This is a genomic window from Nocardiopsis ansamitocini, assembly GCF_030268225.1.
GTDB classification, from domain to species: Bacteria; Actinomycetota; Actinomycetes; order Streptosporangiales; family Streptosporangiaceae; genus Nocardiopsis_D; species Nocardiopsis_D ansamitocini.
Genome location: NZ_BSQG01000003.1, coordinates 253528 through 268397 on the forward strand (window position 1 = coordinate 253528; position 14870 = coordinate 268397).

At 69.8% G+C, this 14870-nt stretch carries 13 protein-coding genes; 12 read left to right on the plus strand and 1 reads right to left on the minus strand.

Features of this window, described 5'->3' with window-relative positions; genetic code table 11:
* Positions 1 to 28 precede the first annotated feature (28 nt).
* Positions 29 to 1258 carry a kynureninase gene (locus QSJ59_RS10855; RefSeq protein ID WP_285759146.1) on the plus strand — a complete coding sequence of 410 codons (1230 nt, stop codon included), beginning with the start codon at positions 29 to 31 and terminating at the stop codon, positions 1256 to 1258.
* Between the two features lie 101 nt (positions 1259 to 1359).
* Here QSJ59_RS10855 and QSJ59_RS10860 read toward each other — a convergent pair whose 3' ends face one another.
* Positions 1360 to 3339: an acyl-CoA dehydrogenase family protein gene (locus QSJ59_RS10860; RefSeq protein ID WP_285759147.1), complete on the minus strand. Its 1980-nt coding sequence runs from the start codon at positions 3337 to 3339 to the stop codon at positions 1360 to 1362.
* Between the two features lie 278 nt (positions 3340 to 3617).
* Here QSJ59_RS10860 and egtA point away from each other — a divergent pair, with 278 nt between their 5' ends.
* From egtA to dacB, 11 genes are all read left to right on the plus strand, one after another.
* Entirely contained in the window at positions 3618 to 4823 is a 1206-nt protein-coding gene (egtA, locus tag QSJ59_RS10865; RefSeq protein ID WP_285759149.1) for an ergothioneine biosynthesis glutamate--cysteine ligase EgtA, read from the plus strand.
* Entirely contained in the window at positions 4820 to 6139 is a 1320-nt protein-coding gene (gene egtB / locus QSJ59_RS10870) for an ergothioneine biosynthesis protein EgtB (protein ID WP_285759151.1), read from the plus strand. The genes egtA and egtB overlap by 4 nt, the downstream gene beginning before the upstream one ends.
* Before the next feature lie 59 nt (positions 6140 to 6198).
* Positions 6199 to 6933, plus strand: coding sequence for an ergothioneine biosynthesis protein EgtC (gene egtC / locus QSJ59_RS10875; RefSeq protein WP_285759153.1), 735 nt, complete (start codon positions 6199 to 6201; stop codon positions 6931 to 6933).
* A gap of 22 nt (positions 6934 to 6955) precedes the next feature.
* Entirely contained in the window at positions 6956 to 7921 is a 966-nt protein-coding gene (egtD, locus tag QSJ59_RS10880; protein WP_285759155.1) for an L-histidine N(alpha)-methyltransferase, read from the plus strand.
* 156 nt (positions 7922 to 8077) lie between these two features.
* Positions 8078 to 8686: a DUF4178 domain-containing protein gene (locus QSJ59_RS10885; RefSeq protein WP_285759558.1), complete on the plus strand. Its 609-nt coding sequence runs from the start codon at positions 8078 to 8080 to the stop codon at positions 8684 to 8686.
* Positions 8687 to 8689: 3 nt separating this feature from the next.
* Positions 8690 to 9217 carry a DUF2617 family protein gene (locus tag QSJ59_RS10890; protein ID WP_285759156.1) on the plus strand — a complete coding sequence of 176 codons (528 nt, stop codon included), beginning with the start codon at positions 8690 to 8692 and terminating at the stop codon, positions 9215 to 9217.
* Between the two features lie 3 nt (positions 9218 to 9220).
* Positions 9221 to 9580, plus strand: coding sequence for a hypothetical protein (locus tag QSJ59_RS10895; protein WP_285759158.1), 360 nt, complete (start codon positions 9221 to 9223; stop codon positions 9578 to 9580).
* Positions 9581 to 9625: 45 nt separating this feature from the next.
* Positions 9626 to 10045 (plus strand): DUF350 domain-containing protein, encoded by a 420-nt coding sequence (locus QSJ59_RS10900; protein WP_285759159.1) that lies wholly within the window; start codon positions 9626 to 9628, stop codon positions 10043 to 10045.
* The gene (locus QSJ59_RS10905) at positions 10045 to 11640 is read left to right on the plus strand and encodes a polyamine aminopropyltransferase (RefSeq protein ID WP_285759160.1); all 1596 of its coding nucleotides are present in this window, start codon (positions 10045 to 10047) and stop codon (positions 11638 to 11640) included. Before QSJ59_RS10900 ends, QSJ59_RS10905 begins: the two co-directional genes overlap by 1 nt.
* Before the next feature lie 121 nt (positions 11641 to 11761).
* Positions 11762 to 12952: a TetR/AcrR family transcriptional regulator gene (locus QSJ59_RS10910; RefSeq protein WP_285759161.1), complete on the plus strand. Its 1191-nt coding sequence runs from the start codon at positions 11762 to 11764 to the stop codon at positions 12950 to 12952.
* 239 nt (positions 12953 to 13191) lie between these two features.
* Positions 13192 to 14805: a D-alanyl-D-alanine carboxypeptidase/D-alanyl-D-alanine endopeptidase gene (dacB, locus tag QSJ59_RS10915; RefSeq protein WP_285759162.1), complete on the plus strand. Its 1614-nt coding sequence runs from the start codon at positions 13192 to 13194 to the stop codon at positions 14803 to 14805.
* Positions 14806 to 14870: the final 65 nt, after the last annotated feature.

Here is a 14870-nt window from a genome sequence, read left to right on the forward strand (position 1 = left end):
CCGCTTCTCCGGTAGAAACGAGAGCACGATGCCCGACAGCGACCTCACCGCACGCGCCGCCGAACTCGACCGGGCCGACCCGCTCGCCTCCTACCGCCAGTTGTTCGTCGGGGTCGACGACCCCGACGTGGTCGCCTACCTCGACGGCAACTCCCTGGGCCGCCCGCTCAAGGCGAGCGCCGCAGAGGTCTCCGACTTCGTCAGCCACACGTGGGGCTCCCGCCTCATCCGCGCCTGGGACGAGCAATGGTTCGACCTTCCCCTCGCCATTGGTGACCGGCTTGCAGCCGCAGCCCTCGGTGCGGCCGGCGGGCAGACCGTCGTCGGCGACTCCACCACGGTCCTGCTGTACAAGCTGGTCCGCGCAGGACTGGCCCTGCGCCCCGGCCGCACCGAGATCGTCGTCGACCGCGACAACTTCCCCACCGACCGCTACGTCCTGGAGGGGGTCGCAGCCGAGCTCGGCCTGACCCTGCGGTGGATCGAGTCGGACCCGTGCGGCGGTGTGACCCCCGAAGAGGTCCGGGCCGTGGTGGGGCCGCGCACCGCCCTCGTCGTGCTCAGCCACGTCGCCTATCGCTCCGGCTATCTCCTCGACGCCCCCGCTGTCACCGAGGCGGTGCACGAGTCCGGGGCACTGCTCCTGCTGGACCTGTGCCACTCGGTGGGCTCGGTGCCCGTGGACCTGGACGCATGGGGCGTGGATCTCGCGGTGGGCTGCACGTACAAGTACCTCAACGGCGGTCCGGGTTCTCCGGCGTTCGCCTACGTGCGTGCCGAGTACCTGCCCGATTTCGCCCAGCCCATCTGGGGGTGGATGGGGAGCGCTCGGGCGTTCGAAATGGGGCAGGGATATGTGCCTGCGGACGGCATCCGCCGGGTGATCAGCGGAACGCCCGTGGTCTCCGCGATGATCGCGATGCAGGGCACGATCGCGCTCATCGAGGAGGTGGGTATGACGGCGATCCGTGCGAAGTCCGTCGCCCTCACCGAGTTCGCCCTCCGGCTCGTCGACGCGTGGCTGACCCCCTACGGGGTCGAGGTCAGTTCGCCCACCGACGCCGAGCGGCGCGGTGGGCACGTCACGATCGACCACCCGGCCTTCAAAGGCATGGCCGAGCGGTTGTGGGAACGCGGGGTCATCCCCGACTTTCGCCGCCCCCAGGGCCTGCGGCTGGGCCTGAGTCCGCTGAGCACGAGCTTCACCGAGGTGCTGACGGGTGTCGCGGCGATCCGCGACGAGCTCGCCCGGGCCTGAGGGGCATCCGCGCCCGCCGGCCCCGGTACGGCGGGCGCGGACACCGAAACCCCCACGGTCGACTGCCCTGCCGCCCGCCATGGTGCCCGCTCCCGTGATGCCTACCCGGCCGCGACCGGGGCCCCCGCGCAGCGCTGCTCCTCCTGGCGGGCGTCCTCCGCCCCCAGGGCGATGGGGGCTGCCAGCCACTCGTCGTTCAGGCCGAACGCGTCGACCAGGTCCCGGGCGTGCGGACGCAGCCGCTTGCACAGGTCGTTCACGGTCGCGGTGACCGCCTTGGCCCGTGCGGGAGTCAGACGCTCGTGCTCCAGGAACCAGGCGCGATCGGCCTCGATCACCGAGAGTGCGTAGAGATCGCACAGCTGGTTCAGTACCGTGCGCACCCCCTCGTCCTCGGCGCGTTCGATGCCGGCCACGAACGCCTCCAGCACGATCCGGTCCACGTGCGCCCGCCCGGCCAGCAAAACGTGGTCCTGGGCGTCGTTGAACACGTCGAAGGCGTCCACCCCCGGAGCCGAGGAGCGTCGCAGCCGCTTGGCCAACCCTTCCAGGACATGGGCCTCACGGTCCTCCAGCAGCTTGCACTGCCAACCGCGATCCAGCAGATCGGCCTCCTCGCCCCGACCCGGCGCCGCGCTGACCAGACGCTCGATCAGCGACCGGGCGGCGGTGCGCTCGATCACCGTCTCGAAGAACTGGCCCGCCGCGAACCTGGCCATGCCCAGCGTGTCCAGGCTGCCGAACTCGTCGCGGTAGTTGGTGAGCAGGCTCTTGCCCACCAGTTGCAGCAGGACCGTGTTGTCGCCCTCGAACGTCGTGAAGACATCGGAGTCGGCCTTGAGCTGGGGGATGCGATTCTCCGCGAGGTATCCCGCACCCCCGCACGCCTCCCGGCACGTCTGAATGGTGTGCGTGGCGTGCCAGGTCGACACCGCCTTCAGCCCGGCCGCGCGCGACTCCAACTCCCTCTGGTCGTGGTCGCTCAGCGCAGGCCCTTGGGCCCCGTCGTGCAGCGCCGACACCAGTTCCTCCTGCGCGAAGTGCAGGGCATAACTGGTGGCCAGCGCCGGCAGCAGTCGCCGCTGATGGGCCAGGTAGTCCAGCAGCCGCACCTCACCGTCCCCGCCCGGCCGGTCGAACTGCCGGCGCGCCTCGCCGTAGCGCACCGCGATGGCCAGTGCGGCCTTGGCCGCCGTACCCGCGCCTCCGGCCACGCTGATACGCCCCCTGATAAGGGTGCCCAGCATCGTGAAGAACCGGCGGTTGGGGTTCTCCACCGGACTGGAGTAGACACCGTCGGAATCCACGTTCCCGTACCGGTTGAGCAGCGACGTGCGCGGCACCCGCACCCGGTCGAACCAGAAACGCCCGTTGTCCACCCCGTTCAGTCCCGCCTTGGTGCCGCAGTCCTCGATGCGCACACCGGGCATCGCCTCGCCGGCGGCGTCACGCACCGGAACCACCAGCGCGTGCACGCCATGCTCCTGCCCGTCCGTGATGAGCTGTGCGAACACCACCGCCACCCGGCCGTCCCTGGCGGCGTTGCCGATGTAGTCCTTGCGCGCCGCCTCGTCAGGGGTGTGCACCACGAACTCGTCGGTGTCGGGATCGTAAGTGGCCGTGGTGCGCAGCCGCTGCACGTCCGAGCCGTGTCCGGTCTCGGTCATGGCGAAGCAGCCGGGCACCTCGACCGACATCACCTTGGGCAGGTACTCGGCGTGGTGTGCCTCGGTTCCCAGCGCCTGGATCGCGCCGCCGAACAGTCCCCACTGCACGCCGACCTTCACCATCAGCGACATGTCGCACACCAACATCTCGAAGGCGACCACCGACGCCCCGATGTCGTCGGCCCCGCCGTGCGCCGAGGAGAAGCCGTATGTCGGGATCTCCGTCCGCGCCAGCGCGTGCAACTGGTCGGTCACCCTGCTGCGGTGCTCCTCCACTCCGAGCCCGTACACGGGCGCGAAGTCCGGACCGCGCAGCACCTCCCGGGCACGATCGCGGATCGCCCCCCAGCGCCCGTCCAGCAGCCTGCGCATCGCCTGTCCATCGATCCCGCCCGATTCCCGGGGGTCACTCATGTGCTCTCCGATCGTTCTTCCCACCCGTCGTACCACTTCTACTCAACCCGCCTCGAACCCGACACGCCCGGTCCGCGCAAGTGCGCAACGGTCCCTTTCCCTCCCCACGGCCGGGGGTGGCCATCCACGGCCGTGTGGTCCACCTCCTGTGCTGCCGTGGTTCTTCCGGTCAGGACATCTTTGTGTCTGGAGAACGGTGGAAAAGGCAAAAAGCAGGTTCCAATCCAGGGCCACCGGGCAAACCTGAAAAGTACGTTTCCGACGTTGGGAGATCCGCCATGGCCCATCTCAGCGAAACCGACCTCCATGACTACATCCGAGGGATCTGCTTCAAGACCGGTCCGCCAGGAACCGTTGGGGCAGAAACGGAATGGCTGGTCAGTGATGTTTCCAGCCCTGGTGCTCCGGTCGCCATCGACCGCCTCCGATCGCTTCTCGCGGATGTCGGACCACTACCCGCCCGCAGCGTCATCACCTTCGAACCCGGCGGACAGATCGAGCTCAGCTCCCCGCCGCAGGACGGGCCAGGCGAGGCCCACACGGCGCTCAGCGCCGACATCGCCCATATCTCCCCCCGATTGAAGTCCGCCGGGCTGCGCCTGCGCGGACTGGGGCTCGACCCTGACCGGCCACCGGTCAACCAGCTCGCAGTCGCCCGTTACACCGCCATGGACCACTACTTCGCGTCCGGCGGCGACGCAGGGCGCACCATGATGTGCTCCACGGCCTCCCTCCAGGTCTGCCTGGACATCGGGGCCGACACCGGTGACGCCCACCGCCGCTGGCGCCGGGCGCAGCGGCTCGGCCCGTTACTGGTCGCGGCCTTCGCCAACTCGCCGCTGTGGCGTGGCCGTCCCACCGGCTGGCGTTCAACCCGCTGGGCGATCTGGGCGGCTATGGATTCCACCCGAACCAGTCCTATGAGCTGCGACGACCCTGCCCGGACCTGGCTGCGCTACGCCCTCGACGCCCGGGTCATGGCCGTACGCTCCGAACACGACCCCTGGACGGTGGACCCCGGGCTCACCATGCGCCAATGGCTGGCCGGTGCGGGTGCGCGTCCGCTCACCATGGACGACTTCGTCTTCCACCTCAGCACCCTGTTTCCGCCGGTGCGTCCACGCGGCTGGCTCGAACTGCGCATGATCGACGCGCTTCCCCTCCAGTGGTGGGGCGTCGCCGTGGGTGTGGCCAGCGCGCTCATCGACGACCCCATCGCAGCGGGCGTCGCCGAAGAGGCCACCGACAAACTCCTCCAGGGCGGTGACCCCCGCCCCCAGGACTGGCTGCGTGCTGCCCGCGACGCTCTCACCGACCCCGAACTGGCCCGGTGCGCCCGGGTCTGCTTCGAGGCCGCTATCCGGGCACTGCCCGGTATGGGCGCCCCCGAACTCGCCGGGCTCGTGCACGACTACGCCGACCGCTACGTCGAACGCGGCCGGTGTCCGGCAGACGACCTGGTGCCCGTGAAGGAGCTCACATGACCGAGGAGACGAGCAGCGACCGCCTCAAAGAGCGCATCGCCACGGAGCTGGGGCGTGCCCGCGCGCGCAGCAACGGGCTCACCGTCGACGCCCTGGACACGCCGGGACTCCAGGCGCAGCACTCCCCGTTGATGTCCCCGCTGGTCTGGGACCTCGCCCACGTCGGCAACTACGAGGAGCAGTGGCTGGTCCGTGCAGCCGCCGGCCAGGAGGCCCTCCGCCCCGACATCGACCGCCTCTACGACGCGTTCGAGAACCCCAGGGCCGCTCGCGTGCAACTGCCGCTGCTCACCCCGCAGGAGGCGGTGCGCTACAACGCCGATGTCCGCGCGCGGGTGCTGGACTCCCTCGACCGCGCCGACCTCTCCCGCTCCGCCCCATTGCTCGCCGACGGGTTCGTCTACGGCATGGTCATCCAGCACGAGCACCAGCACGACGAGACGATGCTGGCCACCCACCAATTGAGAACCGGTGATCCCGTCCTGGCCGGTCTGCTGACCCCCGGCCCGGCCGCGGCCCCGCTCGACCCCGCCGAGGCATGGATCGAACCCGGCCCCTTCACCATGGGCACCGACGACGACCCCTGGTGCCACGACAACGAACGCGGCGCGCACACCGTCGACCTGCCCGGCTACTTCATCGACACCATTCCCGTACGCAACGCCGACTACCTGCAGTTCATGGCTGACGGCGGATACGACCGGCAACACTGGTGGAGTCCCGTCGGGTGGGAGTGGCGCACGCGGTCGGGCAAGCGTGCCCCGGCGTTCTGGCGCCAGGAGGCGGGGGAGTGGACCCGCCGCAGATTCGGCCTGGTCGAACCCGTCCCACCGGAAGAGCCGGTCCAGCACGTCTCCTACCACGAGGCCGATGCCTATGCCCGGTGGGCGGGCAAGCGCCTGCCCACCGAGGCGGAGTGGGAGAAGGCCGCCCGCCACGATCCGGCCACCGGCCGGTCGCGCCGCAATCCGTGGGGCGACCTCGATGCCGGCCCCGATCACGCCAACCTGGGCCAACGCCTGCTGCGCCCCGCGCCTGCCGGGTCCTTCGCCGCTGGGTCCTCGCCGCACGGCGTGCACCAGCTCATCGGTGACGTCTGGGAATGGACTTCCACCCCCTTCCAGGCGTACCCGCGCTTTCGCGCCTTCCCCTACCCGGAGTACTCCGAGGTTTTCTTCGGCGGCGATTACAAGGTGCTGCGCGGGGGGTCCTGGGCCACCCACCCCAGCGTCGCCCGTTCGACCTTCCGGAACTGGGACCACCCCATCCGCCGACAGATCTTCGCGGGTCTGCGCTGTGCGAGGGACGCCGAGTGAGGACCGCCCGCAGCCCTCGACCGGACCGCGCCGCCCCGAACGAATCGGAGGTGTCCTGAATGTGCCGGCACCTGGCCTACCTGGGTCCGGCCCGGACCCTGCACGAACTGCTCTACGCCACGCCACACTCCCTGCACACCCAGTCCTACGCCCCCCGTGAACAGCGGCACGGTTCCGTCAACGCCGACGGGTTCGGGGTCGGCTGGTACCACCCCGACCGTGCCGAACCGGTGCGCTACCGCCGTGCCATGCCGATCTGGGCGGACGCCTCCTTCGCGGACGTCGCCCGGGTCACCCGCAGTACCTGCGTCGTGGCTGCCGTACGCGACGCCACCGTCGGTTTCGCCGTGGACGAGTCCTGCGCCCAGCCGCTGCGCGCAGACACCTGGTTGTTCAGCCACAACGGGGCCGTCGCCGACTACGAGGCGGTGGCCGACGTCGTCGGTCTCCCCCTGCCGTCCGGCGCCCTGGAGGCACGCGCGCCCGTGGACTCCGCCCCGCTGTTCGCCATGGCGGTCCGGCTGTGGCGCAAGGGCGAGGAACTGGGGTCGGCCCTGGCCGCGGTCGTCGCCGCGGCCAGGGCCGTCTCGCCGGGGCGCTACAACCTGCTCGCCTCCGACGGGCACACCCTTGCGGCCACCGTCGCCGGCGACACTCTCTACCTGCGCAGCGACGGCGAATCCGTGCTCGTCGCCTCCGAACCCCTGGACGACGCCTCCGGGTGGGAACGCGTCCCCGACAACTCCGTACTCACCGCCTCGGCCACCGGCCACCACGTCGTACCGATCCGCTGACCGCGTCCAACCGGGAGACCTGATGCCCACCGTCGAGACCCACATCACCGCCGCCGACCTGCACGCGGCCCTGCGCCATGACGTCGAGCAGGGGCTCACCACCCGCCCGCGGACCCTGCCACCCAAATGGCTCTACGACGAGCGTGGAAGCGCGCTGTTCGAGCAGATCACCCGGTTGCCCGAGTACTACCCCACCCGCACCGAGCGCGCCATCCTCGCCTCGGCCGCCGTCGACATCGCCGGGCTCGCCCGCGCCGACACCCTCGTCGAACTGGGGGCGGGGTCGGGGGAGAAGACCCGCCTGCTCCTGGACGGGATGCGCGACACCGGGTTGTTGCGCCGCTTCGTCCCGGTGGACGTGAGCGGCGACTTCCTGGAGGAGGCCGCCGGCAAGATCGGCCTGGACTATCCGGGGCTGGCCGTGCACGCCGTCATCGCCGACTTCGACCGCCACGTCGAACAGCTGCCGGTGGACGGACGTCGCATGGTCGCCATGCTGGGGTCCACCATCGGCAACCAGACCCCGGGGCAACGCCACGATTTCCTCAGTGGGCTGCGCGCCACCCTCAAATCCCAGGATTCCCTGTTGCTGGGGGTCGACCTCGTCAAAGGAATCGACCGTCTGTTGGCCGCCTACGACGACCCCGCGGGGGTGACCGCTTCGTTCAACCGCAACGTACTCCGGGTGATCAACAACGAACTCGGCGCCGACTTCCATCCCGGCCGATTCGGTCACATCGCCCGATGGGACGCCGAGCACGAGTGGATGGAGATGCGACTGCGCTCGGACGAACAGCAGCTCGTGCACATCCCCGATCTCGGACTGACCATCGAGTTCGACCGCGGGGAGGAGATGCGCACCGAGATCTCCGCGAAGTTCCGCATCGACGGCGTACGCGCCGAACTGGCGGAGTGCGGGCTCCCCGTCACCCGGGTCTGGACCGACCCGGAAAAGGACTACGCGGTGCTTCTCGCCCGGCCTTCCTGAGCATCGCCAGGATTCGGCCCGATAACATTCCGGTCCACCGTGAACCGGATGCCGTCCGCCTGCGTCCAAAACCATCGAATCTGTATAAATGGGGGCGGGTAGGCTCGCCGACAGCGGGTATCGCCGGTGCTAAAAGGGCAAGGGAAGCGGGAGAACCTGGTGATCGAACTGGTCGTGGTCGCGCTCATCGTCGGGGTGGTCGTGGGAGTGGTGGTCTATCTGTTGGGTCGATCGAAGAAGGCCACGGTGCCCGCTCCCGCAACGCCACAGCCGAAGGCGCCCGCGGACCCCTTCGCCGAGGTCGGGGGGACCGAGGGCGACCCGCGTTCGCTCAAGGCCGGCGACATGGTGGACTTCGGTGTGGAGCGGAGCTGGATCCGCGGCTCCCTGCGGCTGTCCGAGGGCGGCTCGGTGTGGTCCGAGCACTTCCTGGAGGTGGAGGGCGGCCGTCGCTGGCTGTCGGTGGAGGAGGACCCCGACGTCCAACTCGTGATGTGGACCGGGCGCCCCGACCTCGACCTCGTTCCCGGCCCCAAGCGGCTTGAGGTCGACGGCGTTCAGTACGGTCTCAGCGAGCGCGGTACCGCCTCCTACCGTTCCGAAGGCACCACCGGTCTGCGCGAGCGCGGCGGTATGGACTACGCCGACTACAAGAGCCGCGACGGCCACCACCTCTCCTTCGAGCGCTTCGACCACGGCAGCTGGGAGGCCAGTCTCGGCACCTCGGTGGCACCCGGCTCCTTCACCATCTACCCGGGCAGCTAGACCGTGCGCGCCGCCATCGACGTGCCCTTCACCGACACCAAGGCCGCCGACCTCGCCTGGAGTATCACCCACCCCCTGATCCCGCCGCTGGCCGACCGGGTTCTCTCCCTGGCCGGTGCACGCGTGGAGCTGCGCGTGCTGGGCGCCTCCCACCAGGTGCTCCTGGAACGCGGTGATGTCCGGCTCGTCGAAACGGTGGCCTGTCTGCCCGGACTGCCCGCCGACCTCCCGGCCACGGCCACGCCCGCGGTCCGCGGGGTGGCGCGCCACGACTTCGCCAGCTCGGTCCTGCACCTGACCCCCGACGACTTCACCTGCGCAGTGGCGCGCATCCGCGAGCACCTGGCCGGGCGCCCCGACGCGCTCCTGGCTGTTTTCCCCGGCCACCCCCTCGCGGTGACCGCGCTGCTGGCGCTGGAGGCCGGCCCGGTCGTGCACTGGTGCAGCTGGCACGCCTACCCCCAGACCGGCGAGCTGGTGCGGACCTCTTCCACCACGGTCCTCGCACCCGGCTCCGAGGAAGGACGCTGACCCATGGCACGAGCACGCTCCTCCATCGTGAGCAGAACCGCGCGGGCACGGCGCACCGCCACGGCACTCGCCGTGAGCCTGGCGCTCCTGGCCCTGCCCGCCTGCTCCGAGAACCGACGCACCTGCGGCGACTACCGCAAGGTCGGCAACAACTACCAGTACGATCCGGACCGCGGTACCCACAAGCGAGAGGGCGGCGGCTTCGTCTACGTCGGCGACTGTTCCTCGCGTTCGGGGGGCGGCGGTGGCGGCTTCTGGTACACCGGGGGCGGTGCCAGCGGAAACAACAACGGCAGCGGTAGCGGGGGCATCGGCGGCAGCGGAAGCGGCAACCGCGGCGGCGGACCCGGTTTCGGCAAGTAGCCCCGCCCCTTTTCCACCTTTCCCACCCACGCCCATGAGGATCCTGTGCAACTCCTTCTCGAAGTCATCGCCTGCCTGTCCTACGGACTCGTCGGCACCGCGCTGATGGCCATCGGCTACCTGATCGTGGACGTGCTCACGCCGGGCAAGCTGCACGAACTGATCTGGACCGACCGCAACCGCAACGCCACCCTGATCGTCGTCGCCAACACCCTGGGCGTGTCCATCGTGGTGGCCTCGGCGATCCTGGCAAGCGGGCCCGGTCTGCTGTTCGGCCTGACCAGCACGGCCGCCTACGGTGCGGTGGGGCTGCTGCTGATGGCGCTGTCCTTCTTGCTCATAGACGCGCTCACCCCGGGCAAACTCGGCTCGATCGTCGCTGAGTCGGAGCTGCACCCGGCGGCCTGGGTCAACGCCAGCGCGCACATCGCGGTGGCGATCGTCGTGGCGGCCGCGATCTCCTGATGAGTGATGTGGTCGCCGCCCCGACCGGGGCGGACGAGCCCGCCAAGCCGCGCCTTCCGGTCCGTCCGCGCGTCGCCCGGTTCCTCGTCATGCTCGGGGTGTTCATCTGCGCGGCGTGCGGTCTGGTCTACGAGCTCTCGCTTGTCGCCCTGGGCAGCTACCTGCTCGGCGACACCATCACCCAGGCGTCGGTGGTGCTGTCGGTCATGGTGTTCGCCATGGGTATCGGGTCCTTGGCGTCCAAACGCCTGACCCACCGCCCCGCCTTCTACTTCGCCGTCATCGAAGGACTGCTGTCGCTGATCGGCGGCCTCGCGGTACTGCTGCTGTACGCGGCCTTCGCCTGGTTCTCCCTCTACCAGCCGGCACTGATCGGCATCGCTTTCGTCCTGGGCGCCCTCATCGGCGCCGAGATCCCGCTGCTGATGACGCTCATCCAGCGGATTCGCAAACAGGACGCCGCCAGCGCCGTCGCCGACCTCTTCGCCGCCGACTACGTGGGCGCCCTCATCGGGGGCCTCGCCTTCCCCTTCCTGTTGCTGCCGGTGTTCGGGCTCCCCAGGGGACTGCTGCTGGTCGGTGCGGTCAACGCCGTCATGGGGGTGGCGGTGGTCCTCTGGTTGTTCCGCCGCTCGCTGACCCGGGCCTCCCAGGCCCTGCTCGCCGGAGGGCTGGCACTGGTCCTACTGGTCCTGGGGTCGGCCTTCGCCTTCTCCGAGCAGTTCGAGCTGAGTGCCCGTCAAGCGCTGTACCGCGACCCCATCGTGCTGTCGGAACGCTCCGAGTACCAGGAGATCGTGGTCACCCGGGCGTTCGATGGAACCGACCTGCGTCTCTTCCTCAACGGCGACCTCCAGTTCTCCTCCCTGGACGAGTACCGCTACCACGAGTCGCTGGTCCACCCGGCTATGGCCGAGGCGCACGCCAGCGTGCTCATCCTCGGCGGCGGCGACGGGCTCGGACTGCGCGAAGTGCTGCGCTATCCCGACGTCGAGCGAGTGGTCCTGGTGGACCTGGACCCCGCGGTCGTACGCCTGGCCCGCACCGAACCCGTCATCAGCAGGCTCAACGAAGGGTCGCTGGACGACGACCGGGTGGACGTGGTCAACGCCGACGCCTTCAACTGGCTGCGTGACAACGACGAGCGCTTCGACGTCGTCATCGCCGACCTTCCCGATCCCGACGACGTGGGCACCGCCAAGCTCTACTCGGTGGAGTTCTACACCCTGGCCGAGCGGGCGATGGCCGAGAACGCCCGGATGGTCGTGCAAAGCGGTTCGCCCTACTTCGCAGCCCAGGCGTATTGGAGCGTCGGGCGGACCATCCAGGGGGCGGGCCTGCACACCACCCCCTACAACGTGGACGTGCCCAGTTTCGGGAACTGGGGATTCCACCTCGCCGCCGCCGGGACCGCCCCCGACGTGCGGATGCCCAGCGAGCACCCCGAGACCCGGTTCCTGGACGAGGAGACCCTCGCCGCGGCACAGTCCTTCCCCAAGGACCGCCGCCCCAGCGACACCGACCCGGAGCTGGCCTCGACGCTCCTGCACCCGCGCATCATCGACTACCACCGTGGGGCCTGGCAAGGGTACTGATGTGTGTGAGCGTATGCTCACGCGTCGGAGCGTACGACTGCTGAGCCGCGCGGGTACCCTCGCTCTGACAAGCAGTCCCCGGGACGATCCGGGGCCGCCACCGGTGGATCGGGGAGCACAGATGTCCAGCGGCGCGGTAACGCCACGGACCCGGCAGCGACAGGAGCGCAGCGAGCAGTTGCTCGCCGTCGCCATCGACCTGTTCCGCAGGCACGGCTACCACCAAGTGGGTATGTCCGACATCGCCGCGGGGGCATCCATGTCGGGCCCCGCCCTTTACCGTTATTTCACTGGTAAGGGCGAACTGCTCAGTCGTGCCGTGCGCTCGGCAACGGACGCCTACGTCGCCGTTGAGGCCGACCACGTCCCGGGAAGCCCCGTCGCAAGCGCCTTTCCGTCACTTGCCCTGATGACCGTGGACCGGCGCGACGAGATCGCGCTGAGCCTGCGCGATCACCGCTACCTGGGGGAAACCCAGAAAGCGGAGGGCATTCGCCAGGCCGCGACGTCGTTCGTCTTCTGGCGCACCGAGCTGTGCCGGGAACGCCCCGGGCTCACGGTCGAGGAAGCCGCGGTCCTGGTGGTGGGCGTCTACGGTGTCCTCGGCAGCACGGGGCGCCACCGGGTCCGGATGCCCCGCGCCCGCTACGCCGAACTCCTGGCCCAGGCCGCAGCCCGCGTCCTGCACACCCGGTTCCCGGCCCCCGAGCAGGACTTCCTGCCCGTACTTCAGCCGCTGCAACCGGCCGGTTCGCGACTGGAGGCGGTCACGGCCGAGGCGGCCCGCCTGTTCCGCGAGCGCGGATACCACGGGGTCAGCATGGAGGACATCGGTGCGGCCGCCGGCGTGACCGCCGCCGCCCTGTACAAGCACACCCCCAGCAAAGCGGCCCTGCTCACCGACATGTTCCATTCGGCCTCGGACCGCCTCAACACCGCCACTCGCGAAGCCCTGGTCGGCGTCTCGGATCCGTTGAGCGCCCTGAGTCGGCTCGCCGCGACCCGACTGGGACTGGTCCCGCACTTCAGTGACCTCCTCGCGGTCTACGTGACCGAGAGCGAGAACCTCTCCGACCGCGAACTGGGTCTCCTGCGCCGCCGCCAGCGCGACTATGCCTCGCTGTGGGCCCGATTCATCATGGAGATGCGCCCCCAGGAGGACACCGCGAGCGCCAGGGTCCTGGCCAACTGCGCGATCAACACCATCGACGAATTCGCCAACATCGCCGATGTCACCGCGCGTCCCGCCTTCCGCAACGAGGCAGTGGAGATCGTCCTGCGTGCCATGGGGGTTGTCCCCGCTCCCCGGTAGGAGCCGGGCATCGTCCGTCGACGCCCCCTGCTATGCACCGACCTGGACACATTCGGACGGACGTGACGTAGGGCAGCGTTTCGGTTACTCTGCCCAGCGAATCAAGGGGCGGGAAGCAGCAGACAAGCACCGGCGGCCGGAGTCGCAGCGGCTGTCGTGGGTCGGCTCGGCGCCTCATGGCCGCAAGCCGACGCCGTTTTCTCCCGCCTCATGCTCCGATCGTCCGGGAAAGGACATTGATGCGCCCCATCCCCCTTGCGCTGCCCCCCACCCCCGACCGGCGGCGCCGCTTTGCGCTCGGCGTGTCCGTCGTGGCGGTTGCCGCTCTGATCGGGCCAGCGGCTACCCCCGCCGCGGCCGACCCGGTCGCGGGCCCGGTGGCCGACCTGCGCGCCGACATCAGTGCCCTGCTGGACTCACCCGAACTGCAAGGGGCCACGTCCGGTGTCACGGTGCGCAGCCTCGACAGCGGCGAGCTGTTGTACGGCAACGATGCCGCGACCCCGCTGATCCCGGCGTCCAACGCCAAGCTGCTCACCTCCGCCGCCGCGCTCGACGTCCTCGGCCCCGACCACACGTTCCGCACGACCGTCGACGCGGGGGAGGACCCCGGCGACGGAGTGGTCGAGGGCGACCTGATCCTGAGGGGCACGGGTGATCCCACACTGACCGCCACCGTCTTCGACGCTCTCGCCGCGGAGGTCGCCGGCTCGGGAGTCACCCTGGTCACCGGTGATCTTCTCGCCGACGACACCTGGTTCGACGACCAGCGTCTCGGCGCGGACTGGGATCCCACCGACGAGCCCTACTACTACGCTTCGCAGATCTCCGCACTCACCGTCGCGGCCAACAGTGACTTCGACACCGGTGTGGTCAACGCCACCGCCGCACCCGGTGTTCTGCCCGGGCTGGCGGTGGACCCCGAGCTCGTTCCCGCCGGAGCCAACCTCCAGATCGTCGACCAGGCCACCACCGGCGAGCCCGACAGCGTGGCGACGCTGGGGGTGAACCGCGCCCCGGGCACCAACACCTTCGGGTTCACCGGCTCGCTCCCCGCGGGAGGTTCTGCCTTCCAGACCCTGCGCACCGTGCACGAACCCACCGACCACGCGGCCCACCTCTTCGCCGCGGCTCTGGAGGCCGAGGGGGTCGAGATCGCCGGTGAGGTCCGTCGAGGGTCCGCGCCCGGGACCGTCCATCAGCTGGTCGAGCACGAGTCGATGCCGTTGCAGGACCTGCTCGTACCGTTCATGAAGCTCTCCAACAACGGCCATGCCGAGATCCTCGTCAAGGCCATCGGCCACGAGGCCCTCGGAGAGGGCACCTGGGAGGCGGGGCTTGCCGAGGTGGAGGAGGCGATCAACCGTCTTGGCGTCACCACCGACGACCTGGAGTTGACCGACGGCTCCGGCCTCTCCCACACCAACCTCGTTCGGGCCGACCTCATCGACGACCTGCTCACCGAGGCGACGGATCAGCCGTGGTTCGAGGTGTGGAAGACGTCGCTGCCCTTGGCCGGCGAGGCAGACCGCCTGGTCGGCGGCACACTCGCCCAGCGCATGCGCGGCACCGCGGCCGAGGCGAACGTGTACGCCAAGACCGGCAGCCTCACCGGCGCCAGCGCCCTGTCCGGCTACGTCACCACCGCCGACGGTGAGGAACTGGCGTTCTCCATCGTCAACAACGGCTACCCGGGGATCCCGCCGCGCGCCGTCCAGGACGCGATCGCCGTTCGTCTCGCGGAGTTCACCCGTGACGACCAGGTCCGGCCCCTGTCCCGTTCCACCACTCAGTACGAGAACGAGCAGAGTTACACCGGCGACCTTGAGTGCACCTGGTCGGGCGCCTGCTGAGAGCCTTCCCGCCGTTGATCGTGACCCCGCCCACCGGTGACATGGGGGAGAAGGGGGCGAGGGGT